Origin of the sequence: uncultured Ruminococcus sp., from assembly GCF_947301925.1 — a bacterium.
Taxonomy (GTDB): Bacteria; Bacillota; Clostridia; order Oscillospirales; family Ruminococcaceae; genus Ruminococcus.
The window spans coordinates 75190-99047 of the sequence record NZ_CAMYUE010000004.1 but is presented as its reverse complement, the minus strand read 5'-3'; the positions used below and the strand labels follow the sequence as shown (position 1 = coordinate 99047).

Annotated in this window: 28 protein-coding genes and 1 riboswitch; of the genes, 11 read left to right on the top strand and 17 right to left on the bottom strand. The window is 51.8% G+C overall.

What is annotated here, in order from left to right; translation table 11 throughout:
• Positions 1–10: 10 nt before the first annotated feature.
• From Q0Y65_RS07240 to Q0Y65_RS07220, 5 genes are all read right to left on the bottom strand, one after another.
• Positions 11–1786, bottom strand: a complete 1776-nt coding sequence (locus tag Q0Y65_RS07240) for a M23 family metallopeptidase (protein ID WP_297958514.1) — start codon at positions 1784–1786, stop codon at positions 11–13.
• Between the two features lie 150 nt (positions 1787–1936).
• Positions 1937–2410, bottom strand: a complete 474-nt coding sequence (locus Q0Y65_RS07235; protein ID WP_297958512.1) for an S-ribosylhomocysteine lyase — start codon at positions 2408–2410, stop codon at positions 1937–1939.
• Complete coding sequence (locus Q0Y65_RS07230) at positions 2398–3267, bottom strand: RluA family pseudouridine synthase (protein ID WP_297958510.1); 870 nt, start codon at positions 3265–3267, stop codon at positions 2398–2400. The genes Q0Y65_RS07235 and Q0Y65_RS07230 overlap by 13 nt, the downstream gene beginning before the upstream one ends.
• Positions 3164–4033 carry a hypothetical protein gene (locus Q0Y65_RS07225; RefSeq protein WP_297958509.1) on the bottom strand — a complete coding sequence of 290 codons (870 nt, stop codon included), beginning with the start codon at positions 4031–4033 and terminating at the stop codon, positions 3164–3166. Before Q0Y65_RS07225 ends, Q0Y65_RS07230 begins: the two co-directional genes overlap by 104 nt.
• 54 nt (positions 4034–4087) lie before the next feature.
• Positions 4088–4735, bottom strand: coding sequence for a histidine phosphatase family protein (locus Q0Y65_RS07220; protein WP_297958508.1), 648 nt, complete (start codon positions 4733–4735; stop codon positions 4088–4090).
• Between the two features lie 236 nt (positions 4736–4971).
• On the opposite strand from Q0Y65_RS07220, the gene Q0Y65_RS07215 reads away from it, so the two are divergent.
• Positions 4972–5688, top strand: coding sequence for a helix-turn-helix domain-containing protein (locus Q0Y65_RS07215; protein ID WP_028521673.1), 717 nt, complete (start codon positions 4972–4974; stop codon positions 5686–5688).
• A 63-nt stretch (positions 5689–5751) separates the two neighbouring features.
• Here the strand turns inward: Q0Y65_RS07215 and Q0Y65_RS07210 are convergent, their stop codons facing one another.
• Positions 5752–5901: a hypothetical protein gene (locus Q0Y65_RS07210; protein WP_297958507.1), complete on the bottom strand. Its 150-nt coding sequence runs from the start codon at positions 5899–5901 to the stop codon at positions 5752–5754.
• A 117-nt stretch (positions 5902–6018) separates the two neighbouring features.
• Between Q0Y65_RS07210 and Q0Y65_RS07205 the strand changes: the two genes are divergently transcribed.
• The 3 genes from Q0Y65_RS07205 (at position 6019) to Q0Y65_RS07195 (ending at position 8824) form a co-directional block, all read left to right on the top strand.
• Positions 6019–6303 carry a hypothetical protein gene (locus Q0Y65_RS07205; protein ID WP_297958506.1) on the top strand — a complete coding sequence of 95 codons (285 nt, stop codon included), beginning with the start codon at positions 6019–6021 and terminating at the stop codon, positions 6301–6303.
• A gap of 201 nt (positions 6304–6504) precedes the next feature.
• Entirely contained in the window at positions 6505–7881 is a 1377-nt protein-coding gene (locus Q0Y65_RS07200; RefSeq protein WP_297958505.1) for a TrpB-like pyridoxal phosphate-dependent enzyme, read from the top strand.
• 211 nt (positions 7882–8092) lie between these two features.
• Positions 8093–8824, top strand: a complete 732-nt coding sequence (locus Q0Y65_RS07195; protein ID WP_297958504.1) for a hypothetical protein — start codon at positions 8093–8095, stop codon at positions 8822–8824.
• A gap of 45 nt (positions 8825–8869) precedes the next feature.
• Here Q0Y65_RS07195 and Q0Y65_RS07190 read toward each other — a convergent pair whose 3' ends face one another.
• A complete protein-coding gene (locus tag Q0Y65_RS07190) occupies positions 8870–10144 on the bottom strand; it encodes a folylpolyglutamate synthase/dihydrofolate synthase family protein (protein ID WP_297958503.1) in 1275 nt (424 codons plus the stop codon).
• Complete coding sequence (locus Q0Y65_RS07185) at positions 10141–10701, bottom strand: folate family ECF transporter S component (RefSeq protein WP_297958502.1); 561 nt, start codon at positions 10699–10701, stop codon at positions 10141–10143. The genes Q0Y65_RS07190 and Q0Y65_RS07185 overlap by 4 nt, the downstream gene beginning before the upstream one ends.
• 68 nt (positions 10702–10769) lie before the next feature.
• Positions 10770–10884: riboswitch (THF riboswitch) on the bottom strand.
• Positions 10885–11146: 262 nt separating this feature from the next.
• Between Q0Y65_RS07185 and hrcA the strand changes: the two genes are divergently transcribed.
• From hrcA to Q0Y65_RS07150, 7 genes are all read left to right on the top strand, one after another.
• Positions 11147–12190, top strand: a complete 1044-nt coding sequence (hrcA, locus tag Q0Y65_RS07180; RefSeq protein ID WP_297958501.1) for a heat-inducible transcriptional repressor HrcA — start codon at positions 11147–11149, stop codon at positions 12188–12190.
• Between the two features lie 16 nt (positions 12191–12206).
• Positions 12207–12782, top strand: a complete 576-nt coding sequence (gene grpE, locus Q0Y65_RS07175; RefSeq protein ID WP_297958500.1) for a nucleotide exchange factor GrpE — start codon at positions 12207–12209, stop codon at positions 12780–12782.
• A gap of 75 nt (positions 12783–12857) precedes the next feature.
• Positions 12858–14717, top strand: coding sequence for a molecular chaperone DnaK (gene dnaK / locus Q0Y65_RS07170; protein WP_297958499.1), 1860 nt, complete (start codon positions 12858–12860; stop codon positions 14715–14717).
• Between the two features lie 2 nt (positions 14718–14719).
• The gene (locus Q0Y65_RS07165) at positions 14720–14878 is read left to right on the top strand and encodes a hypothetical protein (protein WP_297958498.1); all 159 of its coding nucleotides are present in this window, start codon (positions 14720–14722) and stop codon (positions 14876–14878) included.
• Between the two features lie 208 nt (positions 14879–15086).
• Positions 15087–16232 (top strand): molecular chaperone DnaJ, encoded by a 1146-nt coding sequence (gene dnaJ / locus Q0Y65_RS07160; protein ID WP_297958497.1) that lies wholly within the window; start codon positions 15087–15089, stop codon positions 16230–16232.
• A 63-nt stretch (positions 16233–16295) separates the two neighbouring features.
• Complete coding sequence (locus Q0Y65_RS07155) at positions 16296–16685, top strand: DUF6483 family protein (RefSeq protein WP_297958496.1); 390 nt, start codon at positions 16296–16298, stop codon at positions 16683–16685.
• A 51-nt stretch (positions 16686–16736) separates the two neighbouring features.
• Complete coding sequence (locus Q0Y65_RS07150; RefSeq protein ID WP_297958495.1) at positions 16737–17171, top strand: hypothetical protein; 435 nt, start codon at positions 16737–16739, stop codon at positions 17169–17171.
• A gap of 36 nt (positions 17172–17207) precedes the next feature.
• On the opposite strand, the gene Q0Y65_RS07145 is transcribed toward Q0Y65_RS07150, so the two are convergent.
• The 9 genes from Q0Y65_RS07145 to Q0Y65_RS07105 form a co-directional block, all read right to left on the bottom strand.
• Complete coding sequence (locus Q0Y65_RS07145; protein WP_297958494.1) at positions 17208–18161, bottom strand: DUF805 domain-containing protein; 954 nt, start codon at positions 18159–18161, stop codon at positions 17208–17210.
• Between the two features lie 120 nt (positions 18162–18281).
• Positions 18282–18515 (bottom strand): KH domain-containing protein, encoded by a 234-nt coding sequence (locus Q0Y65_RS07140; RefSeq protein ID WP_019679907.1) that lies wholly within the window; start codon positions 18513–18515, stop codon positions 18282–18284.
• Positions 18516–18587: 72 nt separating this feature from the next.
• Positions 18588–18830, bottom strand: coding sequence for a 30S ribosomal protein S16 (gene rpsP / locus Q0Y65_RS07135; RefSeq protein ID WP_019679906.1), 243 nt, complete (start codon positions 18828–18830; stop codon positions 18588–18590).
• A gap of 62 nt (positions 18831–18892) precedes the next feature.
• The gene (locus Q0Y65_RS07130; RefSeq protein ID WP_297958493.1) at positions 18893–19129 is read right to left on the bottom strand and encodes a hypothetical protein; all 237 of its coding nucleotides are present in this window, start codon (positions 19127–19129) and stop codon (positions 18893–18895) included.
• 17 nt (positions 19130–19146) lie between these two features.
• Positions 19147–20529, bottom strand: a complete 1383-nt coding sequence (ffh, locus tag Q0Y65_RS07125; RefSeq protein ID WP_297958492.1) for a signal recognition particle protein — start codon at positions 20527–20529, stop codon at positions 19147–19149.
• Positions 20530–20549: 20 nt separating this feature from the next.
• The gene (gene ylxM / locus Q0Y65_RS07120) at positions 20550–20885 is read right to left on the bottom strand and encodes a YlxM family DNA-binding protein (RefSeq protein WP_297958491.1); all 336 of its coding nucleotides are present in this window, start codon (positions 20883–20885) and stop codon (positions 20550–20552) included.
• Between the two features lie 143 nt (positions 20886–21028).
• Entirely contained in the window at positions 21029–21685 is a 657-nt protein-coding gene (locus Q0Y65_RS07115; protein WP_297958490.1) for a hypothetical protein, read from the bottom strand.
• A 19-nt stretch (positions 21686–21704) separates the two neighbouring features.
• Positions 21705–22568, bottom strand: coding sequence for a phosphatidylserine decarboxylase (locus tag Q0Y65_RS07110; RefSeq protein WP_297958489.1), 864 nt, complete (start codon positions 22566–22568; stop codon positions 21705–21707).
• 32 nt (positions 22569–22600) lie between these two features.
• The gene (locus Q0Y65_RS07105) at positions 22601–23830 is read right to left on the bottom strand and encodes a 2-hydroxyacyl-CoA dehydratase (protein WP_297958488.1); all 1230 of its coding nucleotides are present in this window, start codon (positions 23828–23830) and stop codon (positions 22601–22603) included.
• Positions 23831–23858: the final 28 nt, after the last annotated feature.

Here is a 23858-nt window from a genome sequence, read left to right as displayed (position 1 = left end):
GGAGCTTTTTTCAGTTTTTCTTCTTGTCCTTATCCTTTTCCTCTTCCTTTTTCTTGTCAGCCTCGGTGTTGAAGCTGTCTGTGGTATTGAGGAAAAGCTCGGGATCGAGGCATATGCCCAGGTGTCTAACCTCGAAATGGCAGTGTGAACCGTAGGAATTGCCTGTATTTCCCACCAGACCTATGAGCTGGCCTCTTGACACATACTGTCCCTCGTCAACGAGAACAGCGCTCATATGGCCGTATACCGTCTGATACTCGTCGGTATGTCCGATCTGCACAAAATAGCCGTATCCGCCTGTATTCCAGCCTGCGGAAACTACCTCGCCGTCGGCAGCCGCATATATCTCCGTACCCGTAGAGGCCGCGATATCCATACCCTTATGGTTTCTCTCGCCGCCGAAGCCGTCGCTTACCCAGCCGCCGTCAACAGGCCAGCCGAACTCGCCCGAGCCCGTGAGTATAGTGCTGGGACTGTCAGGTCTTGCGGCATAGATGCCTATGCCTATCTTTTCAACCACAGGCTCCTTGGTGATCTTGGAGCTTATGGTCTTTCTTGAGTATTCCCTGCCGTCGACGTAGGTTATCTCGATATGGCTGGTCTTTTCACCTCTCCTGCCTCTTACGAGAACGTCCCTGACGCCTACGTTGAGGGAGCTGGTCTCCACCTCTATGGTCTCATAGTCCAGGAAGGTAATGGGATCCATCTCGCGGATATACTGTATAGGCAGATAGCTCTCGGTCTCGATGACATTTACCAGCATACCCTTTCTGCACTTCTGGGATATGCCTTTGTTGAGCTCCTCCAGCTTGTCAAGATCCATATTGTACTTCTGGGCTATAGTAACGGCGGTATCGCCTCTCTGAGCGATGTACACCGCATTTTTCTCCTTTGACGAGGTCAGCAGGTCTATGGCGGCCTTGGTGTCCATTACGCTGCTTGCAAGGTATACGCCGTGGGAATACTCGATATTGTTCTTGTAGGATATATCCTTTACAACGCCGTCAACGCGGTAATTGAGTATCCTCTCGTTGAGGGCGTCCTGAACAGGGGACTTGTCCTTTACTGCGCCTATGAACTTGCCGTCGATGTAGATGCCGTAGGCCTCCGTCAGAGCCTCGTCCGAGGCGGCCAGCATCTCGTTGGCAAGCTGTGACGCGGACACCACCTTGTCGTTCTCGTTTATGATACGCAGGGAATACTTTGCGGACAGGTCTATATTCACATCGCTGTCCGCATAGGCTATTCTCTGCTGGACCTCCTGCTCGGCGGCCTCAAACTCGGCCTCCGCGGTGATAATGCCTATCTCTCTGCCGTTGTACTCCACGCTGAGGCCGTATTCAAGTCCCGAGCCGTAGCGTATGATACCTATAAGGAATGCAAAGGATATGACGGGAAGAACGTAATTGAAGGCGGTGTAGAACACTCCGTCCTCGCCGAACAGGTAGGAGAACCAGAACTCAAAGAGCGCCTTGTTGTACTCCTCCCTGCCCTCCTTGCGGGCCTTGAAGACCTTCTTCTGCATATCCTTGTTTATATTGAAGCGGTTCCTCAGCGGAGACGTCAGCTCCCTGAGCACCCACAGGAGCGCCTTCAGCAGGGATACGGCAAGGTCAAGTATCTCGGCAAATATGAACTTTGCGCCCTTGATGAGGCCCAGCAGCAGGGCAGCTCCCACCTTTACGGAGAAATGTCCCGCTCTTGCGAAGAAGTTCAAACCTCTGCCGTCCGTATGCGGAACGGAGGCACCGGCGGTTTCCCTGCGCTCAGTATCTTCCGTATCCATAGCAACGCTCCTTTCTCTCATGATCTCAGTGCGGTCTGCGGCTGCGAACCAACATATAATATTATATCAAATATTTGTGATAATACAACGAAAAAATCCCCTCAAATCGGTTTTTGAGGGGGTATTTCATCACTATGCACAAAATTATGCTCAGTTTTTATCAAAATGCCATGTATAATCAAGCATCTCAACTGTATAGTCCTGAAGCTTTTCAAGCAGCGGGACCACGTCCTTCTTTGCGGAAGCAAGATCATGCTCGCGGTAGTTTCCGCACTCCACCTCTGTACAGCCGGGGATCTCGTCATTATAGTCCCTGATGAAGGTGTAGGCGTCCTTTACCAGCTTTATGGCGTTCTCGTGGGAAAGGCCTCTTGTGAGGAGATAAAATCCCGTGCGGCAGCCCATAGGTCCTACATATACGATATTTCCGCCGAACTCGGAATTTCTTGCGAAGGTGGCGAAAAGGTGCTCGATTGTGTGCATTGAGGGAGTCTCGAGGTATACGCCGCCGTTGGGCTTCACCATGCGGACGTCATATGTAACGATATCGCCGTCTATGCGCGAGATGTACATACCTACGCTGAATTTTGTGTGGTCTACCTGAAAGCTTGCTATTTTTTCCATATTGTACCTCCTGTTGGAAATAATTCTCTGATATCCTCGGGGATCTCCGAGGATACGGTGACGGGCTCTCCCGTAAGCGGGTCGCTGAAGCTCAGTCTGCCGCAGTGCAGAGCCTGTCTTGATATATCATCACGGAGCCCTCCGTAGAGGTCGTCTCCTGCAAGGGGAGCTCCGATATGAGCAAAATGCACCCTTATCTGGTGGGTACGTCCCGTTTCAAGGTCTATCTCCGCAAGGGAGTACCTGTCGTTGCACAGCAGCCGCCTGTAATGTGTGACGGCACGCTGTCCGTCTCCGCGGACGCAGCGCAGGATTATGGACTCCCGCTCCCTTGCTATGGGCGCGTCGATGGTGCCCTTTTCGGGTATGACACCGTGAACCGCCGCATAGTACACCTTTTTGCAGCTCCCCTGTAGGAGCTTTGCCGCAAGGGCGTCCTTGGCGATGATACACAGTCCCGAGGTATCGCGGTCAAGTCTGTTGACGGGACGGAAGGTGAGCTGAGGATAGAGATATGCGAAGTAGTTGCCAAGAGTGTCCCCCTGATGCTTTATTGAGGGATGAACAGGCATACCGCCTGCCTTGTCGAAAACCACAAGGTTGTCGTTCTCAAAGGCCACGGGAACGCTGAGACTTCCGTTGGGCTCAAGGAAGCTGTCGTCCTCCAGGCTGAGGACTATGACGTCGCCCTTTTCCACTTTGTCTATGCTCCGTATGGTGCAGCCGTTCCGCGTCATGCCGCCTTCGCAGCGTTTAAGCCTTGTCAGCAGCCGCCTTGACACGCCCTTTTTTCCCATGAGGAAGCGTTCCAGCGTTACGGGCTTTTCCGAGTCCACTGTCAGCTCTATCTGTTTCAAGGTATTCGTCCTCCCTGATGAAAATATCCGTACTCAGCGACATGGCGGTCATAAGGCCTGTCAGCCCCTGAGGCAGCAGCACTATGGTCAGCAGCGGCGGCAGATACACTGCCATAAGTCCCAGGAATACCCGCTTTCTGCCCCTCATGAAGCCCACAGAGCGTATCACCGTGCGGAAGGCCGTCTGCTGCGGATACCTTGCCAGCAGGAAGGGCACAGCCATGAAGCTGAGTCTCAGCGACAGCCACAGCAAAGCCGATACCGCCGTGAGGAACAGCGCATTTGCCGCAAGAAAGACCTCTGCGGTGCGGAGCCTTCCGCGGAGCAGCATATACGCCCACGCTCCGAAGAATATGACGGGCACCAGCCCGAGGAGTCCCAGAGCCCTTGTCCACAGGGCAGCGGAAATGCTCCGCCTGAAGGTGCGCTTTTTCAGCAATATGCGTGAAAACGGCACACTGCGCCTGCGGGGCTGCTCCGAGGTGATGACGTACAGCTCCTGAGCCGCCGCATACATCAGCGGAGCCGCCGTCAGCCATCTCAGCAGGGTGCATATCCCCGTGACGGCAAGCCGCAGGGCGCTGTCCGCCCCGAAGAGCTCCATAGGCTCCGCGCTGCCGAAATACAGCAGCAGGCTGAACACAGCCGCTTCCGCACAGCGGAAGAACAGCTCCGCTCCAAAGGGCAGCAGGCATATCATCATTGTTCTTGCACGCCTGCCCTTCAGCAGCCGCCCCGAATAGCGGATAAGCTCCCTTATTTTCATATCTGCGCCTCCGAAAAATCAGTTTTGCAGATATTATCGCCGCTTTTGCGGAGTTTATTCGTCCTCCCCGTTTTCCTCTCCGGGAAGTCTGTCGTAGGGGCAGTAGCCCAGTATCTCAAAGGCCTGGGAATTCAGCCACATCTGGGCGGTCGCAAGTATCTCAAAGCCCATGCCGAAATCACAGCTCAGCACCTTGGGGTCGTATTTCGGCATTCCGAAGCAGCTGAGCAGATTTGATATGATGCCGCCGTGAGTTATAACTGCACAGTGGGTGAGACCGTTCTCCATCATATCGGTTATGATGCTGTGTATGGCCTTATATGTGCGTGCAGTCATCTCCTCAAGGCTCTCGCCCTTTGGCGGTCTTGCGTCCTTGCCGCCTCTCAGCCATTTATTGTAGTCCTCACGCTTTGCCAGCTGGTCTATGCTCTTGTTTTCAAACTCGCCGAAATTCAGCTCTCTCAGGTCGTCCACCACGCACAGCTCAGTATCGGGGTAGAGTATATCCGCAGTCTCGGTACATCTGCGCAGGGGAGAGGAGTATACCCTGTGTACCCTGGGGTAGTCGTACTCGTCCGCCTTTGCTGCCAGCTCCGCGGCGCCCTTGTCGGAAAGGGGCAGATCGGTGCTGCCGATATATATTCCTTTTTCGTTTGCCTCCGTCATTCCGTGACGGAGCACGCTTATCCTGTAGCCTTTCATCGCGGCCTCCTTTTATGGTGATACACTGCAAAACACAGTATGATATAACGCTGAACATACAGATAGGATAATTTGCACAAATTTGCCGCCCGTTTTTTTAACTCTTAGTAAATTTCACGAAAAGAGCCGAAAAATTTCACTAATTCTTTCATACTTCTGCATATTTACAAATTATACTTATTGTATTATAATAGTATTAACGGATTATTTGATTTTTTAATCGGGAGGTTTTATCTATGAACTCAGATTTTGCAAGAATTATAACTTTACAGCGTAAGGAAAGACACATCAGCCAGAAGCAGGCTGCTACAGATCTGGGCATATCCCAGGCTCTGCTCTCTCACTACGAAAAAGGCATAAGAGAATGCGGTCTCAATTTCCTCGTAAAGATAGCAGACTACTATAATGTTTCCTGCGACTATCTGCTTGGAAGGACTCCCGAGCCCGAGGGAAAGACCATCACCATCGAGGATATTCCCGACGACGACGGCAACAACAGCATGAAAATGCCATCGCCCGAGATCATCAACTTCAACAGAAGGATAATCAACAACTCCATAAGCCTTCTCTTCAGTCTAGCGCAGAAGGCCAACAGCATAACCCTCATCAAGGAGGTATCGTCCTACCTTATGCTTTCGGTGTACAAGCTTTTCCGTATCGTATACAACGCAAATCCCCACAACGACCAGAAGCTCTTCCGTATACCCAAGGTCATAGCCAACGACAGTGCAAACGCTATCGTATCCATGAGCGAGGCCAATATAAAGGCTGCCTCCAGCGGTATTGCCCTTGACGGCAACGACTGCGTTGACAATTTCGATACTCTCTACGTTACCACGGCTACTCTCCAGAAGGATTTCGCCCAGTACTCATCGTCCCTGCTCAACCTTATAAAGCGCAGCGAGGAGAGCATTTCCCGCACCCGTGCAAAGTACAGGAGCGACATCAAGTAAGCCGTACACTCATTTATTATACCACTTTTTCACCCTGTTGAAAAGTCCTTTTTCACATTTTCTCTATACCGTTATCCTATTATCGGTTATAGAACCGAAAGCTGCAAAAGGTACTGCCAATATCTCCTGTTTTTTCGGATTTGCAACACTTTTCTTCCGCTCACCCCTCAGTTTTTCAGCATTTTGCGGATTTTTCCCCATTTCACTTGACATATTCTCCCGCATATGCTATAATTCACCATAGTAAACCGATGACGAAGAATAGTAGCACATTTCCGCGCATTTCAGAGAGCCTGCGGCAGGTGAGAGCAGGTATGCAGGGGTGGGTGAATGGACTTCCGAGGGCGAGCTGAAGGTGCAGAGCGGTCGGCTGTGAAGTCGGGCAGCGGTCAGGCTGAGAGGCTGGGCGGCGGTCGGGCTGTGAGGTCGGGCGGCGGTCGGGCTGTGAAGTCGGGCGGCGGTCAGGCTGTGAGGTCGGGCGGCGGTCAGGCTGTGAGGCTGGGCGGCGGTCAGGCTGTGAGGCTGGGCGGCGGTCAGGCTGTGAGAACAGGCAGGCGGCTATGGCGGCATGACGTTCGGGAAACACAAACTGACGGCATACAGTGCACTGTGTAGGCAAGACGCAGAAGGGTCTGCGTTAACAAAACCACTGTATATATGTACAGATCGAGTGGACGCTTAGCGTCAAGCAGGGTGGCACCGCAGAAGTTTTACGGCTTCTGTCCCGGCAGAAATAATGCTGGGACAGGAGCTTTTTATATTTCCGTCTCGGCATAGTACACACCGATCTAATTCTAACGAAAAGGAGAAATTACTATGTCAAATGAAAAGATCCCTTACAAAATCTATCTGGAGGAAAACGAGCTCCCCAAGCAGTGGTACAATGTACGCGCTGATATGAAGAAGAAGCCCGCTCCCCTCCTCAACCCCGCAACAGGCATGCCCTGTACTGCCGAGGACCTCAAGCACGTTTTCTGTGACGAGCTGGTAAATCAGGAGCTGGACGAGACAACTCCCTACATCGATATCCCCGGAGAGATCCAGGACTTCTACAAGATGTTCCGTCCCTCTCCTCTGGTAAGAGCTTACTTCCTTGAGAAGAAGCTGGGAACTCCCGCAAAGATCTACTACAAGTTCGAGGGCAACAACACCAGCGGAAGCCACAAGCTCAATTCCGCCATCGCTCAGGCATACTACGCAAAGAAGCAGGGACTCAAGGGCGTTACCACCGAGACAGGTGCAGGCCAGTGGGGTACAGCTCTGTCAATGGCCTGTGCGTACTTCGACCTTGACTGCAACGTATACATGGTAAAGGTAAGCTACGAGCAGAAGCCCTTCCGCCGCGAGGTAATGCGTACCTACGGCGCAAACGTTACTCCCTCGCCCTCTGTGACTACCGAGGTCGGAAGAAAGATCCTTGCCGAATTCCCCGATACAAACGGAAGCCTCGGCTGCGCTATCTCAGAGGCAGTTGAAGCAGCTACCACAAAGGAGGGCTACCGCTACGTTCTCGGAAGCGTTCTTGCACAGGTACTCCTTCACCAGTCGATCATCGGCCTTGAAGCAAAGGCTGCAATGGACAAGTACAACATCAAGCCCGATATCATCATCGGCTGTGCAGGCGGCGGTTCAAACCTGGGCGGTCTTATCTCTCCCTTCATGGGTCAGAAGCTCCGCGGAGAAGCAGATTACCGTATCATCGCAGTTGAGCCCGCTTCATGCCCCAGCCTCACAAGAGGTACATACGCTTACGACTTCTGCGACACAGGCAAGATCTGTCCTCTCCAGAAGATGTATACTCTGGGCAGCGGCTTCATGCCCTCACCCAACCACGCAGGCGGTCTCCGCTACCACGGCATGAGCTCCATACTCTCCGAGCTCTACGATCAGGGTCTCATGGAGGCTACATCTGTTGAGCAGACAGCTGTATTCGAGGCGGCAGAGATGTTCGCAAGAGTCGAGGGTATCCTTCCTGCTCCCGAGAGCAGCCACGCTATCCGCGCAGCTATCGACGAGGCACTCAAGTGCAAGGAGACAGGCGAGGAAAAGACTATCCTCTTCGGTCTCACAGGTACAGGCTATTTCGATATGTACGCTTACGGCGCATACAACGACGGCAAGATGAGCGATTATATCCCCACAGACGAGGAGATCGCAAAGTCTCTCGCAAACCTCCCCAAGATTGAAGGCTGAAAATAAAAAAGTGTGTTCATGAATAATAGACGGGTCTGCATACGCAGACCCGTTTCTGTATCCCGATTTTCAGCCCGATATCATGGCTATATATACTAAAAATCCCGTAAAACAGAGCGAAGTTCGTGAAATTTCACTCTTGAAAATCCTGCCGAAAATGTGTATCATAAATATAAACATACAAACTGCCAACTAAGAAAGAAGGTTTACCATGAAAGGAAGAATACTCTCATTAATGCTGGCTTCCGCTGTTATATGCGGAGCTCTTGCGTCCTGCACAGTCGAAACATACAACGGAACATCTTCACGCTCTGCACAGCAGTTCAACATAGACATCACGCCTGTGACCGATCCTCCACAGGGACAGGAACCTGAAGGAACAAAGGCTCCCGATGCTCCCACAACAGCTAAGCAGACGGCAAAGCCCCCCGAGAGCAAGGCTCCCGAGATCACGGCTCCTCCTGCTGCCGAACAACCTCAGAACAACGGAGTATCTCCCGAATACATAAGCGCAGCAAGAACCATAATGGCTAACCTCAACGACATAGATATGATAGACGGCGGCGCTGTCAGCACCAGCGGCGAGACCATGGACGACGGTATGTACAGGTACTCAAAGGTGACGGACGGACGCTTCGGCTCTATGTGGGACGTTCAGAACTACGTGGAGTCCCGTATCTGCGGCGATCTGCTCTACAGATACAATGAGATATACACAGGTGACGTTCCCATGTTCAAGGAATTCGACGGCGGGCTCTACTACCTTCAGGGCGGCAGAGGCTGCGGCTTCAATTACAAGGGCGATCCCCAGGTGAGCGATATCACGGGAGGCTCCTTCACCTTCACCATAGGCGTTGACTACTTCGGCGCCCAGCAGACCTTTGTCATAGACGCCGTGAACGACGGCGGCGTATGGAAAGCCTGCTCCCTTGACCGTCAGTAACAAAATACCCGTAAGCGGTATATCATCGCTTACGGGTATTATTTTTTATATTGAGTCCAGAGCCTCTGTGACCTGCCTGTACATATACAGCGAGCCCAGAGCTATCAGCGGTATGCCGTGAGCCGCAGCATAGTCCCTTGCCGCAGCCACGCCCTGCACAAGGTCTGTGAAGGCAGTGGAGGGAAGTCCGCGCTCCGTAAGAGCCTCCGCAAGTACGGCGCTGTCAAGGGAACGGGGATTATCGGGAGTCACCGCAAAGGCGGTCTCCGCCAGCTCTCCCAGCATATCTGCATAGAGTCCGTACTCCTTGTCGGCCATGACGCCTATGAGGAGAGCCACCTTGCTGCCGCCGAAATACCGCCTGATACTGTCAGCCGCACAGCGTATGCCGTCGGGATTGTGGGCGCCGTCATAGATGATAAGAGGCTCTCGTGAAAGCACCTCGAAGCGGCCGTGCCACTTTACATTGGCCAGTCCCTCGCGGACGGCACTGTCGGGTATATCAAGTCCGTTTTTCCTGAGAATACCAATACAGCTCAGCACATTCACCGCATTTTCGGGCTGGTATGTGCCCAGAAGCGGTATATGAAGCCGTTCTCCCATATATGTGATATCCGTGCCCTCTGTGGTACAGCATTCATCTGTCCATGAAAAGCGGGAATAATCGGGGATAAACAGCTCTGCTCCTGCTTTTTTCGCAGCGTCGGCGATGATCTCGTAGGCCTCCTCGCTGTCGCCGCCGAAATACACGGGACGCCCCTGCTTTATGATGCCTGCTTTGTGGGAAGCTATCTCCCCTATGGTATCACCGAGAAAAGCACTGTGATCCTTCTGCACATTTGTTATAACAGACAGCAGCGGAGCCTTTATGACGTTGGTGGAGTCAAGATCGCCGCCCATGCCGCACTCCACAACTGCGATATCACAGCCGCGGCGCACAAAGAGCTCAAAAGCCGCCGCCGTAAGGACTTCAAACTCCGTGGGCTTTTCGTCCATACTCTCGCACAGGGGAGCTATATCGCCGATAAGGTCGGCAAATTCCTGCTCTGATATCTCCTCGCCGCCTATGCGGAAGCTGTCCGTGATCTTTGTGATAGCGGGAGAGGAAAAGCCCCCGACTATATAGCCTGCACTTTTCAGCACCGAGGTCAGCATAGCCCCGAAGGAGCCCTTGCCGTTGGTGCCGGAGATATGCACCGTCTTTACTCTGTCCTGGGGATCGCCCATTATACGGAGGAGCTCCGTTATGCGCTCCAGCCCCAGCACGCTGCCTCTTTCGGCAGCCTTTTTCATATACTCAAGTGCTTCCGTGAAGTTCATTTTCTCTTTATCTTCTCAAGCTGCGCCGCAAATGCCTTGTTATTCAGGAGCATATAGATAATAGATGTCTCGATAACAGCCATAACGAGACAGGTAACAGGTCTCCAGATAAGCTGGGGTCTCATTGCGGGGAACAGGAAATAAAGCCCTGTGGTGTTTATTGCAAGTGAGCCGATAATCCTCGCGATCACAACTGCACAGGCAACTCTCGGGAGCGGCTTGCTCTTGAATATATAATTGTAGGAAAGACCTGCGAAAAAGCCTGTAGCCGCAGCTCCTACTGTGATAAGGGGCATAGGCGTCATGCCTGTGACAAGGCAGCCGATGAGGTCTGCGCCTGCACCTACTGCCGCACCGATGAACGGTCCGAAGAAAATGCCTGCCATGAGTATGGGCAGAGTCTCAGCGCTGATCCTGATAACGCTGAATATATCAACTCTCAGGGATTTTCCCACTACGCTGATTGCAATGAGCAGCGCTGCGAGAACCAGTACCTTTGTGCTGCCGAAAAGCCTGATATCGGACTTTATTGCAGCTGTTTTGTTGTTTACAGCCATAAAAATAACCTCCTTTTCCTCACTCATACGACAAGAAAAGAAGGCATAGTTTCTTTTTAGTTGTCCTATGAAGCGGGATGCAAAATACGAACCGTAAGCCGAAGCTTTTCGTTTGACCGACAACTCCCCGTTCGGTCAACACTGGAACATCAAAAGATGTAACGAACGTATTCTTACTCTTCAAAATATTGCAGTACCTTACTGCACCTATATTATACAGCGCAGCACCCTCTTTGTCAATAGTCTGACACACGTTTTTTCGCTGTTTTGCACTCTTTGTCAATTTGCTCTAAATGGTTCTGCACTTCAGGTTAATTTAGGTAAAAAAGCCGAAAATACATAAAACCCTTGACAAAGCCTCATAATAGTGATAAATTATAGTTAGCACTCAAAGAGTTAGAGTGCTAATGAGATCGTCAGAAGACCCGGAAAAGGAGGGAGTATCGTGGATGAAAGAAAACTGAAGATACTCGCTGCCGTGGTGGACGAATACGTCAGGACGGGCGAGCCCGTCGGTTCAAAATCGATCTCAAAGCTGGATAATATCAATGTTTCTTCCGCTACTATCCGCAACGATATGGCGGCTCTGGAGCAGCTGGGATACCTTGAACAGCCCCATACCTCGGCAGGCCGCGTGCCTACCTTCAAGGGCTACCGCCTGTACATCGACGAGCTCATGACTCCTCACGACCTTCCCGAAGAGGAAAAGCAGAGGATAGACGAGATGCTGGGCGACAGGGACACTCCCGAGGAGCTTCTGGTGCAGAACGCCGCAACGGCTCTCACAGAGATAACACAGTGCGCTGCGGTGGTCACCAATTCCGTTCCGAGATTCTCGGTAATATCAAAGGTGGAAGTTATCCCCACAGGAAAACGCCTCTACGTTATCCTGCTCATAACCTCCAGCGGAAACATCAAGAACAAGGCTTGCAGACTCGAATTCGACCTCAGCCATGAGCAGCTGGATTTCTTTACACATTATATAGAGGAAAACCTCAGCGGAGTCTCCGTAGACGAGCTCTCAGAGGAAATGATGGATAAGATGATAGCCGCGGTGAGCGCCTATATGGTATCGCTCTCGCCCCTCGTAAAGGGCATATGCGAGCTCTCCGAGGATCTCCGTCAGCAGGAGCTGACAGTCAGCGGAGGCGAAAAGCTCCTGTCCTGCGACGAGCTGGATAAAATGGAGGTCGTCAAGTTCATCGAACACAAGGACGGACTGTCGGAGCTGCTGGAAAACGCATTCAGCGGCATACAGGTGAAATTCGGATCCGAAAACGACAGCTTCGCCATAGGCAATTCAAGCCTGATAGTCTCCAAGTACCGCAAGGGCGGCAAGGAGGCAGGCTCTCTGGGAGTCATAGGCCCCATGAGAGTGGATTATAAAAAGATAATCCCCTACGTCGAGTACCTGACCCAGAAGATCTCTTCTCTCATGGACGGCGACGATGACATAATAAACGCTCCCGACAATATGCAGGAGCCTTAGAAAGGAGCAATGACCGATGGAAAAGAATGAGAAATTCTCCGAGGAGCTGGAAGAGCTGGAAGAGCTTGCAGGCGATACGCCCGACGCTCCCGAGGGTGAAGATACAGACGAGCTGGAAGAGGCCGATGCGGTCAGCGAGTACAACGATACCGCAACTCAGTTCTCAGAGCTTGAGGATGCACTGGCAGAGGCCAACGACAAGTACCTGAGACTGTTCGCGGAGTACGACAACTACCGCAAGAGAACAGCCAAGGAAAAGACGGAGACCTATCAGAACGCTTCGGTGCAGTGCGTGGAGAAGCTCCTCCCTGTACTGGACAGCTTTGAAAGATCTCTTGAGGCCGAGTGTTCTGACGAGAACTTCAAGAACGGCATGGGCATGATATACAATCAGCTCAAGGGCTTCCTCACACAGATGAATGTCACTGAGATAGAAGCTCTCGGCGCAGAGTTCGACCCCAATATCCATAACGCCATACAGCAGCAGGACGGCACGGACTACGCCGCCAACCATGTCTGCGCGGTATTCCAGAAGGGCTATATGCTTGGCGACAAGCTGGTAAGGCCTGCTATGGTGGCAGTGGCTGTTTAGTGCATAGCACCCGGCAGCAGTTATTAAGGTAATCACATAATTCTATTATAAAGATTTCTTTAGGAGGAAATTATTATGGGAAAAATCATTGGTATCGATCTTGGTACAACAAACTCTTGCGTAGCTGTTATGGAGGGCGGTAACGCTGTAGTTATCCCCAACAGCGAGGGCGCAAGAACAACTCCTTCCGTTGTTGCCTTCACAAACAACGGCGAGCGTCTCGTAGGCCAGGTGGCTAAGAGACAGGCTATCACAAACCACGACAGAACAGTTTCTTCTATCAAGAGACATATGGGTTCTGACTATAAAGTTTCTATCGACGGCAAGAACTACACTCCCCAGGAGATCTCCGCTATGATCCTTCAGAAGCTGAAGGCTGACGCAGAGGCTTACCTCGGCGAGCCCGTAACTGAGGCTGTTATCACAGTTCCCGCTTACTTCACAGACTCACAGAGACAGGCTACAAAGGACGCAGGCCAGATCGCAGGTCTTACCGTTAAGCGTATCATCAACGAGCCTACAGCAGCTGCTCTCTCCTACGGCATCGACAAGGAAGAGGAGCAGACCGTAATGGTATACGACCTGGGCGGCGGTACCTTCGATGTATCCATCATCGAAATGGGTGAGGACGTTCAGCAGGTACTTGCTACAGCAGGTAACAACCGCCTCGGCGGCGACGACTTCGACCAGCGTATCATCAACTGGATCGTTGAGGAGTTCAAGAAGACAGAGGGTATCGACCTTTCAGCCGACAAGATGGCTGCTCAGAGACTCAAGGACGCAGCAGAAAAGTCCAAGATCGAGCTCTCATCCACAACAACATCAAACATCAATATCCCCTTCATCACTGTTGATGCAAGCGGCACTCCCAAGCACCTGGACCTCACACTTACACAGGCTAAGTTCAACGAGCTCACAGCTGACCTGGTAGAGTCCACAATGGGACCTGTAAGACAGGCTCTCAGCGACAGCGGTCTCCAGATCTCAGAGATCAACAAGGTCCTCATGGTAGGCGGTTCTTCAAGAATCCCCGCTGTACAGGAAGCTGTAAAGAAGCTTATCGGCAAGGATCCCTTCAAGGGCATCAACCCCGATGAGTGCGTAGCTCTCGGTGCTGCATACCAGGGCGGCGTTCTCGGCGGCGACGTCAAGAACGGACTCCTCCTTCTCGATGTAACTCCCCTTTCACTGGGTATCGAGACAGCAGGCGGCGTTTGCACAAGAATGATCGAGAGAAATACAACTATCCCCACAAAGAAGTCACAGGTATTCTCAACATACGCAGACAATCAGCCTGCCGTTGATATCAACGTGCTTCAGGGTGAGCGTGAGTTCGCACGCGACAACAAGCAGCTGGGTACGTTCCGTCTCGACGGCATCGCTCCCGCTCCCAGAGGAATCCCCCAGATCGAGGTAACATTCGATATCGACCAGAACGGTATCGTTCATGTATCCGCTAAGGACCTCGGCACAGGCAAGGAGCAGAACATCTCCATCACAGCTTCCACAAATATGTCCAAGGACGATATCGACAAGGCTGTAAAGGAAGCCGAGCAGTACGCTGCCGAGGACAAGAAGCGCCGTGAACAGGTCGACAACAAGAATGAGGCCGAGAACCTTGTATTCCAGTGCGAGAAGGCTCTCACAGACTTCGGCGACAAGGTATCTGCCGACGAGAAGTCCAATATCGAGGCTAAGTGCACAGCTCTCAAGTCTGCTATCGCAGCTGAGAACTACGACGAGATCAAGACCCTGAAGGAGGATCTCCAGAAGGCTTTCTACGACCTCTCTGCAAAGATCTATCAGCAGGCAGCTCCCAACGGCGCTCAGGGCATAGATCCTTCACAGTTCGCTAATATGGGCGGTGCAGCAGATGCAGGCGCTCAGGGCGGAAACGACGACGGAGTAGTTGACGCAGACTTTACTGAGGTCTGATAATGGATCACAATAAATGGCTGAAAAAGCTCGTTATAATAATCATTCTGTGTGCTATAGCCTTTATAGGTCTGAAGCTGTTCAATGAATTTGCTAAAGACGACCTGGGCGATTACGACGGCAACAGAGGCGAGTATATAGACGAGATAGAAAACGGCTGATTTTTAGGGCGGAAAACCTTCCGCCCTAAAGGTGTATATAGTTGATTGACGGGCGCGGCAAAAAATACCGGTTTAATACATTGATAACGCGAAAACGGGAGCGGAGGCTCTCCGCCCGCCCTAAAGGTGTATTATTTAGTAAGTAGTAAATTTCTCACTTCTGCGTGACTTATCCCTACTTACTACTTACTAATAAGGAGTATAATCTATGGCTGAAAAAAGAGATTACTATGAAGTCCTCGGTATACAGAAGGGTGCTTCCGAGGATGAGATAAAAAAGGCCTTCCGTAAGAAGGCAAGAGAGAACCACCCCGACCTTCACCCCGACGACCCGTCTTATGTCGAGAAGTTCCAGGAGATAAACGAGGCCAACGAGGTACTCTCTGATCCCGAAAAGCGTGCGAGATACGACCAGTTCGGCCATGCAGGCGTTGATCCCTCCTACGGCGGAGGCGACGGCATGGGCGGCTTCGGCGGCTTTGCCGATATGGACGATATCCTGGGCAGTATCTTCGGAGGCTTCGGCTTCGGCGGCGGCACAAAGCGCTCCAGCGCAAACGCTCCCAGAAGAGGAGCCGATATACAGGAGACCGTATCCATAAGCTTCATGGACGCCTGCACAGGCAAGAAACAGGATATCAGGGTCAACCGTATGTGCGTCTGTGATAACTGCAAAGGCTCCGGCGCAGAGGCAGGCTCTACCCCCGATATATGTCCCGACTGTCAGGGCAGAGGCTCTGTCAAGACCACTCAGCGCACTCCCTTCGGCGCTATCTCCTCATCAAAGCCGTGTCCTCACTGCGGAGGCAAGGGCAAGATCATCAAGAATCCCTGCTCAAAGTGCCGCGGCGTAGGCAGAGTAAGAGTACAGAAGACCGTATCCATAGATATCCCCGCAGGTATCGACGACGGACAGACACTGCGCATAGGCGGTCAGGGCGACTGCGGTATCAACGGCGGCCCCAACGGCGACCTCCTTGTAGGTATCGACGTTAAGTCCCACCCGATATTCAGGCGCGAGGGCTTCGACATACACTGCGATATACCCGTTACTTATATGGAAGCCGTTCTCGGCGCGGAAATAACCGTTCCCACCATTGACGGCGACGTGAAGTACAACATCAGCGAGGGTACCCAGACAGGCACTATATTCCGCCTCAAGGGCAAGGGCGTACAGAGGCTCCACCGCACAGACCGCGGAAACCAGTACGTAAAGATATACGTTGAGGTGCCCAAGAACCTCTCAAAGAAGCAGAAGGATCTGCTGAAGCAGTTTGAGTCCTCGCTTACGGAAAAGAATTACGCCAAGCGCCAGAGCTTCTTCGAGAAGCTCCGCTCAAAGCTGGATTTTTGACAAATGACACAGACCTGATGCCTATAGGCGCAGGTCTGTTTTTATACCGGAAGGAGGCTTTCAATGTTTGAACAGGACTATATCATGCGGCAGATCAAAGAGATAACCGCAATTATCGCAAAGGTAGTATTCGGTGCAAAGGTGGAACAGTCCTTTTATATGCTCCAGGAGGCCGAAAGACAGAAGGCATACGCTCTCATCGAACAGATGCGAAACGGCGAGCCTCTTGAAGCTGTAAGGGAGCTTGATGAGCTCTCTGAAAACAACACCAAGGAAAACCTTATGATCGGACTTGAGTTCTACGCACAGCTCAGCGACACTGACGAGGAATTCCTCAACGAAAACGGATACAGCTTAGTAAGAGCAAGAGATGACTTCCGCCGCTTTACGGAGAAATTTGGTATGCAGCAGATGACGGAGCTCTACTTCGGCAATGAAAACGATGATAAATAAGTATAAAACCTCCCCGAGCGGGCATAATAACCGCAAAGGGAGGTGTTTTTTATGGTAGAACAGGACACTGTAAAGCTCCTGAGAGAATGTGACGCAGGAGTAAAGATGGGCATATCCTCCATCGGCGACGTACTGGATTATGTGAGCAGTCCTCAGCTTAAAAAGCTGCTTCAGGACAGCTCCGAGGAGCACGACGGCCTGAAGGCCGACCTTCAGGGACTTCTCGGAGAGTATCACGACGAGGGCAAGGAGCCTGCCGCCATGGCAAAGGGTATGTCATGGCTGAAAACCAACGTCAAGCTCACGGTAAACGAGTCCGACAGCACAGTTGCCGACCTTATGACGGACGGCTGCAATATGGGAGTCAAGTCCCTGAGCCGGTACCTTAACAAGTATCAGGCTGCCGACGAGCGCTCAAAGGACATGGCAAAGCGCATAATCAGCGCCGAGGAGCAGCTTTCAAAGGATATGAGGGCTTTCCTGTAAAAGCAAAGGCTTCCGGGTGATCGGAAGCCTTTATTATCATCTTATGTCAGGTCTTGCAGGAGCACCCCACTTATTGGGGCCTGTGCTGGGACGGCAAAGGAATATTATCAGGATTATTATATATATTAGCAGGAACAGGAATGAGAAGCACATAACTGCGCCGAGAGTTTCCACATCTCCCGAAAGTGCCGTTACAAGCATCAGCGCTACGACACCGATAGTAATGAACACCGTTCCTAATACCCACCAGCCGGATTTGCCGGCATCATGGAGTCTTCTTACCTGTGACGAAAGGTTAGGCAGGAAGAAAACGAGGGATTCCGCTATGCTGATGATGCTTGTTATTATCTTTGCATCAGAGCCCAATGTCATCTGAAGAGCCGATGTAAGCATGCTTACACCGATATCTACCAGGAATACGAACAGATATGCGAACCAGTATTCGCTTCTTGTGGAACGTCCACTGAAGTTGACATAGTTCTTGAAGTAAAGCTTTATAGCCTCTCCGAAGCCCACATATTTAGGGCTCCCATCGGACATATTGTATACGCCGGTATCAAGTCCGAAAATGGGACCGTTATATCCCTGACCGTAGCCGTTGGGGCCATAGCCGTAGCCGTTAGGCTGACCGTAGTTGTTATAGTTGCCGTAGTTGTTGGGCTGACCGTAGCCGTTGGGCTGGCCGTAGCCGTTAGGCTGACCGTAGCCGTTAGGCTGACCGTAGCCGTTAGGCTGGCCGTAGCCGTTGGGCTGGCCGTAATTGTTGGGCTGGCCGTAGCCGTTGGGCTGGCCGTAGCCGTTGGGCTGGCCGTAGTTGTCCGGCTGTGAAGCGTTAATGCCGCTGTCAGGCTGTGAAGCATTATCCTGCTGTACGGGAACTGCTCCCATTACATCGTCCATTGCCCCCGACGATGCTTCAAGAGAAGCTCCGCAGTTTTCACAGTACCTGTCGCCCTCGCGGTTTTCGTAATTACAGTATCTGCATTTCATGGCAGTTACCCCCTTTATCATTGATAAGTATATTTTATCAGAAAAGCTGCTGTTTGTCAATATATATTATAAAGCGCAGCCCTGAAAACACAAAAAAGCTCCCCACGGGGAGCTTCTGTTTTATTCGATCGTAACAGAGACCTTCTGGTCCTTCTTAGCTGCGCCTGCGCGCATGATAGTACGGAGTGCCTTTGCGATCCTGCCCTGCTTGCCGATAACTCTGCCCATATCGTCGGGAGCAACGTTAAGGTGGAATACGATAACGCCCTCCTCGTCGGGCTCGTCCTCGGTAATATTTATAGCGGACTTATCTTCAACGAGGCCTGCTGCGATAGCATAAAGTAAATCTTTCATTAGTAAAACCTCCGTTAAGCTTGCGGACAGAGGCAGAGACCATATGTCTCTCCTCCTCCATTAAGCTTCAGCTCAAAGAACTCCCTCTTTCTTGAGGATAGCCTTTACTGTGTCAGTAGGCTGTGCGCCCTTAGCGATCCAGTCCTTAGCCTTGTCTGCGTCGATCTTGACAACAGAGGGCTCCTTAGTAGGATCATAGTAACCGATCTCCTCAACGAAACGACCGTCTCTGGGGTATCTGGAGTCAGCTACGACTACACGGTAGAAGGGAGCCTTCTTAGCGCCCATTCTTCTCAGTCTGATCTTTACTGCCATTGTATTCACCTCCATATAAGGAATAATATATTCAAGCGGCGGGAGACCGCATTGAAAGCTTGTTATTGAAGTATCGCGTCGATTATAACCGACGCAGCATAAAGCAGCAGTAGACCTGCCATCACCGCAACTGCCATTGGATTATCTTTTTTTCTATCCTCGGGAGACATTCTCATTACCTTGATAAGGCATAGTATAGAAGCTCCGCAGAAGATAAAGAACAGTGTCTTTCCTATAGCTGTTTCATGGTGAAAACCGTGATGATGCCTTAATGCTAATTCCTGAACATATACGTACATAACAATTGATTTTAAGATCAGAACGGCAGATTGCCGCCGCCCTTGCCTGTGTACTTGTCGAAGTTCATGCCTGCAAGGTTCTTTCTTGCCTTTCTCAGCGACATCTTGCCGCTCTTTCCTGTGAACTTCTTCATAACTGCCTGCATCTGGTCGAACTGCTTGAGGAGCCTGTTGACGTCCTCCACCTTTGTGCCCGAGCCCTTTGCGATACGCTTCTTTCTGGACGGATTGATGATAGAGGGCTTTGCACGCTCGGCCTTTGTCATGGAGGTTATCATAGCCTCTATCCTGCCCAGCTGGCTCTCGTCAATATCCGCGTCCTTGATCTTGTCGCCTACGCCCGGGAGCATACCCAGTATGGACTTCATGGAGCCCATGCGCTTGATCTGCTTCATCTGATCCAGGAGATCGTCCATATCGAACTTGTTCTCCTTGAACTTCTGTGTGAGCTTCTCGGCGTCCTTCTGGGACATAACGTTCTCGGCCTTTTCGATAAGGGTAAGAACGTCGCCCATTCCAAGTATTCTGGAAGCCATTCTCTCGGGGTGGAACTGCTCGAAGTCGTCAAGCTTTTCGCCCATACCAACGAACTTGATAGGCTTACCTGTAACAGAGAGTACGGACAGAGCCGCACCGCCTCTGGTATCGGAATCCAGCTTTGACATGAGCACGCCTGTGATGCCTACCGCCTCATCGAAGGCCTTGGCGACATTTACAGCGTCCTGACCTGTCATGGCGTCAACTACCAGCATTATCTCGTCGGGCTTTGTCTCGTTCTTGATATTGACAAGCTCATCCATGAGAGCCTCGTCGATATGGAGACGTCCTGCCGTATCTATTATGAGTATATCGTGACCGTAGTCCTTTGCGTAGGCAAGAGCCTTCTTTGCAATGACAACGGGATCTGTCTGACCCATCTCAAAGACCTTTACGTCAGCCTTTCCTCCTACTACCTGTAACTGGTTGATAGCCGCAGGACGGTAGATATCGCAGGCTGCCAGCAGGGGACGGTGTCCCTCCTTTTTAAGGAGCTTGGCCAGCTTTGCGGCGTGGGTGGTCTTACCGGAGCCCTGAAGTCCGCACATCATGATGACCGTGGGCGGCTTTGAAGCCATATTTATACGGGCGTTGCTGTTACCCATAAGGGAGACCAGCTCTTCGTTAACTATCTTTATTACCTGCTGGGCGGGAGTAAGGCTTGCCAGCACTTCCTCGCCTACAGCACGCTCTGTAACGCTCTTTACGAAGTCTTTTACGACCTTGTAGCTTACGTCGGCCTCAAGCAGCGCAAGTCTTACCTCACGCATAGCCTCCTTTACGTCGGACTCTGTAAGCTTTCCTCTTGATTTCAGCTTTTTAAAGACGTTGTTCAGCTTTTCGGAAAGTCCCTCGAATGCCATGCCGAACCTCCTTTATATCATCACAGCAGCTCCGCGATCCTTGCAGTCTCGGAGAGTATGGTATTTCGTGTATCCTCGTCAGTGATATGCTCTGCGGCAGCCTCTATCCTGCCGAAGCACTCCCTCATCATGCCCAGCTTTTCCGCGAAGCCCAGCTTTTCCTCATAGTTGAGGAGTATATCCTCGGTGCGCTTGATAATGCTGCGCACGGCCTGTCTTGTGATATTCATGGGCTGACCGATCTCCGCAAGAGAGAGGTCCTCGCAGTAATACATCTCCATAAGGCTGCGCTGGTGGTCTGTGAGCAGGTCGCCGTAGCAGTCCAGGAGCATTACGAATTTAAGTTCCTTAGCCATTTCCGGGCACCTCGCTGGGGTGTAATGCAAAATCACTTTACACATTGTACCACATAACGGGATTTTTGTCAAGGGGCTGAGCCCATTTTTTCAGGATTTGGGACATTGTGATAAAAAAGCGCCGCATTGCGGCGCTTTATCCGTCATTCGGCAGTGGTTGTGACAGCGTCCTGCTGCTCCGACATATCCGAATAGGTTATGCTGACCAGATCCACAACGTCGTCCTCGTTAAAGGAAACGGTAATGGAATGGCTTCGGAGTATGCCCTGCTCGTCCTTGCCCAGCATTATGCCGTAGCGGTAGGTATGGGTGAAGGGCTTTTCCAGCTTCTCCTCGTTATCGGGCTTTCCTATGAGCCTTTCCACGTCCTCAACGGTGGATACCAGCGGTACTATGCCGTAGATATCGCTGTCGGAGGTCTTGATGGTTATGCTGTACATTACGCTCTCCTTCTGATTCTTGGAGTAGCAGTTTTCCAGCATTACCGTACCCATGTCCGTGCCCTTGTAGTACAGGGTGGCCATGGCGCTGCCCTCCTTGAGGCCGTAGGCCTTCCTGTCGTAGAACTTGAAGGACCAGTCCTTGCCCAGCTTCTTCAGATACTGGGGCAGGTCGAAGTGCTGACCCTTGATGTTTATATTGCTTCTTACAGCGTCCACATCGAATACGCCCTCCTCCACGGTGTAGGGCTCTGCTATGGGAGGTATCTCGATATGAGGCACCGATATATCGTCCTTCTTTGAGCAGCCTGCAAGAGCGCATACCAGCACGCAGGCAAGCAGCAGTGACAGCTTTTTCATGTTATTCTCCTCTTTCTCTTTACCGGCAGCTTTCGCCGATCTTTTCGCCGTACTTCACCACGGTCTCTATGCCCTCGGCGGAGTTGCGGAGTATATCCTCGTCGGGACGTATACTGTCCCTGCCGAAAAGCATTACTATGGTGGAGCCGCCGAACTCGAATCTGCCCTTTTCCTCGCCGCGGCAGAAGGCCGCCTCGCCGTGGTGGTTCACTATGCGTCCCACCATCATGGCGCCCACCTCCACCTGCACCACATCGCCGAAGTTATCGGTGTGGAGCACGGTATACTCGCGGCTGTTGCGCTTGTATATGTTATACCTTTCCAGAGCCACGGGGTTGACTGTGTGGAGTTCTCCCGCAATGAAGGTATTGTCGGTCTTGGTGCCGTCGTCTATATAGCAGTAGCGGTGGTAATCGTCCACCTCCAGCCTGAATATAAGGCAGTAGCCTCCGCAGAAGCGGTTTGCAAGGAACTCGTTCTTCAGCAGATCCCTTACCCTGTAGCGTGAGCCCTTAATGCGGAATATGCTGTTCCTGCCTATCTTATGCACCGTCAGCTTTGAATCGCAGGGGCTTATAAGGTGGCGCGGATCGTTGTCTATGGGGCGCTTTCCGGGCTTTATGACGCGGGTGAAGAAATCGTTATAGGAGCGGAAGCGGTACATGACATAATCCGAGGTGTCTATGCCGCTGCGCTTTATGAAGGGCTTTATCAGCAGGGTGGAAGCTCTTGAATCCATGAAACGCCCTGCTATATGTGATATGGCTGGAGCGGTCAGAGACTTCAGCAGCACCCTTCCGGGTACGCTGCCGTAGAGCTTTTTCAGCAGCCTGTTCTGTCCCTCATTTGTGACGATAGTCTCGCCTGTTCTGGTCTTTATCATGGATAAGCTCCCTCCCTTCGGCTCTGCGCGGCTTACAGCCTTGCATTGGCAAGCATGAGCTTTATGCGGTTCTCCTGGTTTACTCTTGTGGCGCCGGGATCGTAGTCGATAGCGACTATATTGGCGTTGGGGTTGTCCTGCTTGATGGCGCGTGACATACCCTTTGCGACTATATGGTTGGGCAGGCAGCCGAATGGCTGTGTGCAGATGATGTTCTCCACTCCCGACTTGGCAAGAGCGGCCATTTCTGCGGGTATGAGCCAGCCCTCGCCCATAACAACGCCCTGATTGATGTACTTGTCCGCCAGCCTTCTAAGGTGCTCGAAGTCGTGGAGGGGCTCAAAGCTGCCCTGCTCCTTCATTACCTTTATGAGCTCCTTCTGCTTGGCGTAGATAAGATCGTAGCCTATCTTGTTGAATATGGACTCCTTGGTGGTGTGGTCGTATATCTTTGCGTCGTTAAAGTTTCCTGCGGCGCAGTACATTACGAACTCCAGAAGCGAGGGCACAACGGGCTCGCAGCCCTCGGATATGAGGAAGTCCTCAAGGTGATTGTTTGCAAGGGGAGAATACTTGACGTAGATCTCGCCCACTATGCCCACTCTTATCTTCTTCTCGCTGCTGAGAGGAATGGAGGCGAAATCGTCAAGGATATCCCTGTACACCTTCTTTGTCCTCAGGTACATCCTGCTGCCCTTCAGGAAGATATTGCACAGTCTCCTGTGCCATTTTGCCAGCATTTTCTTCGAGTCGCCCTTGTTTATCTCATAGGCTCTGCACTTGTTGTAGCAGGTCATGAGCAGGTCGCCGTAGAGCACGGCGTACAGCATTTTCAGGAACATGGGCGCTGTTATCTTGAAGGCGCTGTCCTTTTCCAGTCCGCTGAAGTTCAGGGATACCACAGGTATCTGGGGATAGTTCTTTGCAACTGCCTTTCTCAGCAGGTGTATGTAATTTGACGCACGGCAGCCGCCTCCGGTCTGGGTTATGAGGAGAGCCGTCCTGTCGGGGTCGTACTTTCCGCTTTTGAGGGCGTCCATGAACTGGCCTATTACCAGCAGAGCGGGATAGCAGGCGTCATTGTGTACGTTCTTGAGTCCCTCGTCAACAACTGCGCGGGAATCGTTGCGCAGCAGCTCCAGCTTATAGCCCTTGGCCTCAAAGATGGATATGAGCATCTTGAAGTGTATGGGCAGCATATCGGGAACGAGGATAGTATGGGTCTTTATCATATCCTCGGTAAACTTTGCATATTCAGGCATAGAAACCTCCGTATCGTAAATGCTATTG

Excerpts from the sequence above, each read along its gene's own strand:
- Q0Y65_RS07240 (WP_297958514.1), bottom strand. The coding sequence starts at position 1,786 with ATGGATACGGAAGATACTGAGCGCAGGGAAACCGCCGGTGCCTCCGTT.
- Q0Y65_RS07235 (WP_297958512.1), bottom strand. The coding sequence starts at position 2,410 with ATGGAAAAAATAGCAAGCTTTCAGGTAGACCACACAAAATTCAGCGTA.
- Q0Y65_RS07225 (WP_297958509.1), bottom strand. The coding sequence starts at position 4,033 with ATGAAAATAAGGGAGCTTATCCGCTATTCGGGGCGGCTGCTGAAGGGC.
- Q0Y65_RS07220 (WP_297958508.1), bottom strand. The coding sequence starts at position 4,735 with ATGAAAGGCTACAGGATAAGCGTGCTCCGTCACGGAATGACGGAGGCA.
- Q0Y65_RS07215 (WP_028521673.1), top strand. The coding sequence starts at position 4,972 with ATGAACTCAGATTTTGCAAGAATTATAACTTTACAGCGTAAGGAAAGA.
- Q0Y65_RS07210 (WP_297958507.1), bottom strand. The coding sequence starts at position 5,901 with ATGTCAAGTGAAATGGGGAAAAATCCGCAAAATGCTGAAAAACTGAGG.
- Q0Y65_RS07205 (WP_297958506.1), top strand. The coding sequence starts at position 6,019 with ATGGACTTCCGAGGGCGAGCTGAAGGTGCAGAGCGGTCGGCTGTGAAG.
- Q0Y65_RS07200 (WP_297958505.1), top strand. The coding sequence starts at position 6,505 with ATGTCAAATGAAAAGATCCCTTACAAAATCTATCTGGAGGAAAACGAG.
- Q0Y65_RS07195 (WP_297958504.1), top strand. The coding sequence starts at position 8,093 with ATGAAAGGAAGAATACTCTCATTAATGCTGGCTTCCGCTGTTATATGC.
- Q0Y65_RS07190 (WP_297958503.1), bottom strand. The coding sequence starts at position 10,144 with ATGAACTTCACGGAAGCACTTGAGTATATGAAAAAGGCTGCCGAAAGA.
- Q0Y65_RS07185 (WP_297958502.1), bottom strand. The coding sequence starts at position 10,701 with ATGGCTGTAAACAACAAAACAGCTGCAATAAAGTCCGATATCAGGCTT.
- grpE (WP_297958500.1), top strand. The coding sequence starts at position 12,207 with ATGGAAAAGAATGAGAAATTCTCCGAGGAGCTGGAAGAGCTGGAAGAG.
- dnaK (WP_297958499.1), top strand. The coding sequence starts at position 12,858 with ATGGGAAAAATCATTGGTATCGATCTTGGTACAACAAACTCTTGCGTA.
- Q0Y65_RS07165 (WP_297958498.1), top strand. The coding sequence starts at position 14,720 with ATGGATCACAATAAATGGCTGAAAAAGCTCGTTATAATAATCATTCTG.
- dnaJ (WP_297958497.1), top strand. The coding sequence starts at position 15,087 with ATGGCTGAAAAAAGAGATTACTATGAAGTCCTCGGTATACAGAAGGGT.
- Q0Y65_RS07155 (WP_297958496.1), top strand. The coding sequence starts at position 16,296 with ATGTTTGAACAGGACTATATCATGCGGCAGATCAAAGAGATAACCGCA.
- Q0Y65_RS07150 (WP_297958495.1), top strand. The coding sequence starts at position 16,737 with ATGGTAGAACAGGACACTGTAAAGCTCCTGAGAGAATGTGACGCAGGA.
- Q0Y65_RS07145 (WP_297958494.1), bottom strand. The coding sequence starts at position 18,161 with ATGAAATGCAGATACTGTAATTACGAAAACCGCGAGGGCGACAGGTAC.
- Q0Y65_RS07140 (WP_019679907.1), bottom strand. The coding sequence starts at position 18,515 with ATGAAAGATTTACTTTATGCTATCGCAGCAGGCCTCGTTGAAGATAAG.
- rpsP (WP_019679906.1), bottom strand. The coding sequence starts at position 18,830 with ATGGCAGTAAAGATCAGACTGAGAAGAATGGGCGCTAAGAAGGCTCCC.
- Q0Y65_RS07130 (WP_297958493.1), bottom strand. The coding sequence starts at position 19,129 with ATGTACGTATATGTTCAGGAATTAGCATTAAGGCATCATCACGGTTTT.
- ffh (WP_297958492.1), bottom strand. The coding sequence starts at position 20,529 with ATGGCATTCGAGGGACTTTCCGAAAAGCTGAACAACGTCTTTAAAAAG.
- ylxM (WP_297958491.1), bottom strand. The coding sequence starts at position 20,885 with ATGGCTAAGGAACTTAAATTCGTAATGCTCCTGGACTGCTACGGCGAC.
- Q0Y65_RS07115 (WP_297958490.1), bottom strand. The coding sequence starts at position 21,685 with ATGAAAAAGCTGTCACTGCTGCTTGCCTGCGTGCTGGTATGCGCTCTT.
- Q0Y65_RS07110 (WP_297958489.1), bottom strand. The coding sequence starts at position 22,568 with ATGATAAAGACCAGAACAGGCGAGACTATCGTCACAAATGAGGGACAG.
- Q0Y65_RS07105 (WP_297958488.1), bottom strand. The coding sequence starts at position 23,830 with ATGCCTGAATATGCAAAGTTTACCGAGGATATGATAAAGACCCATACT.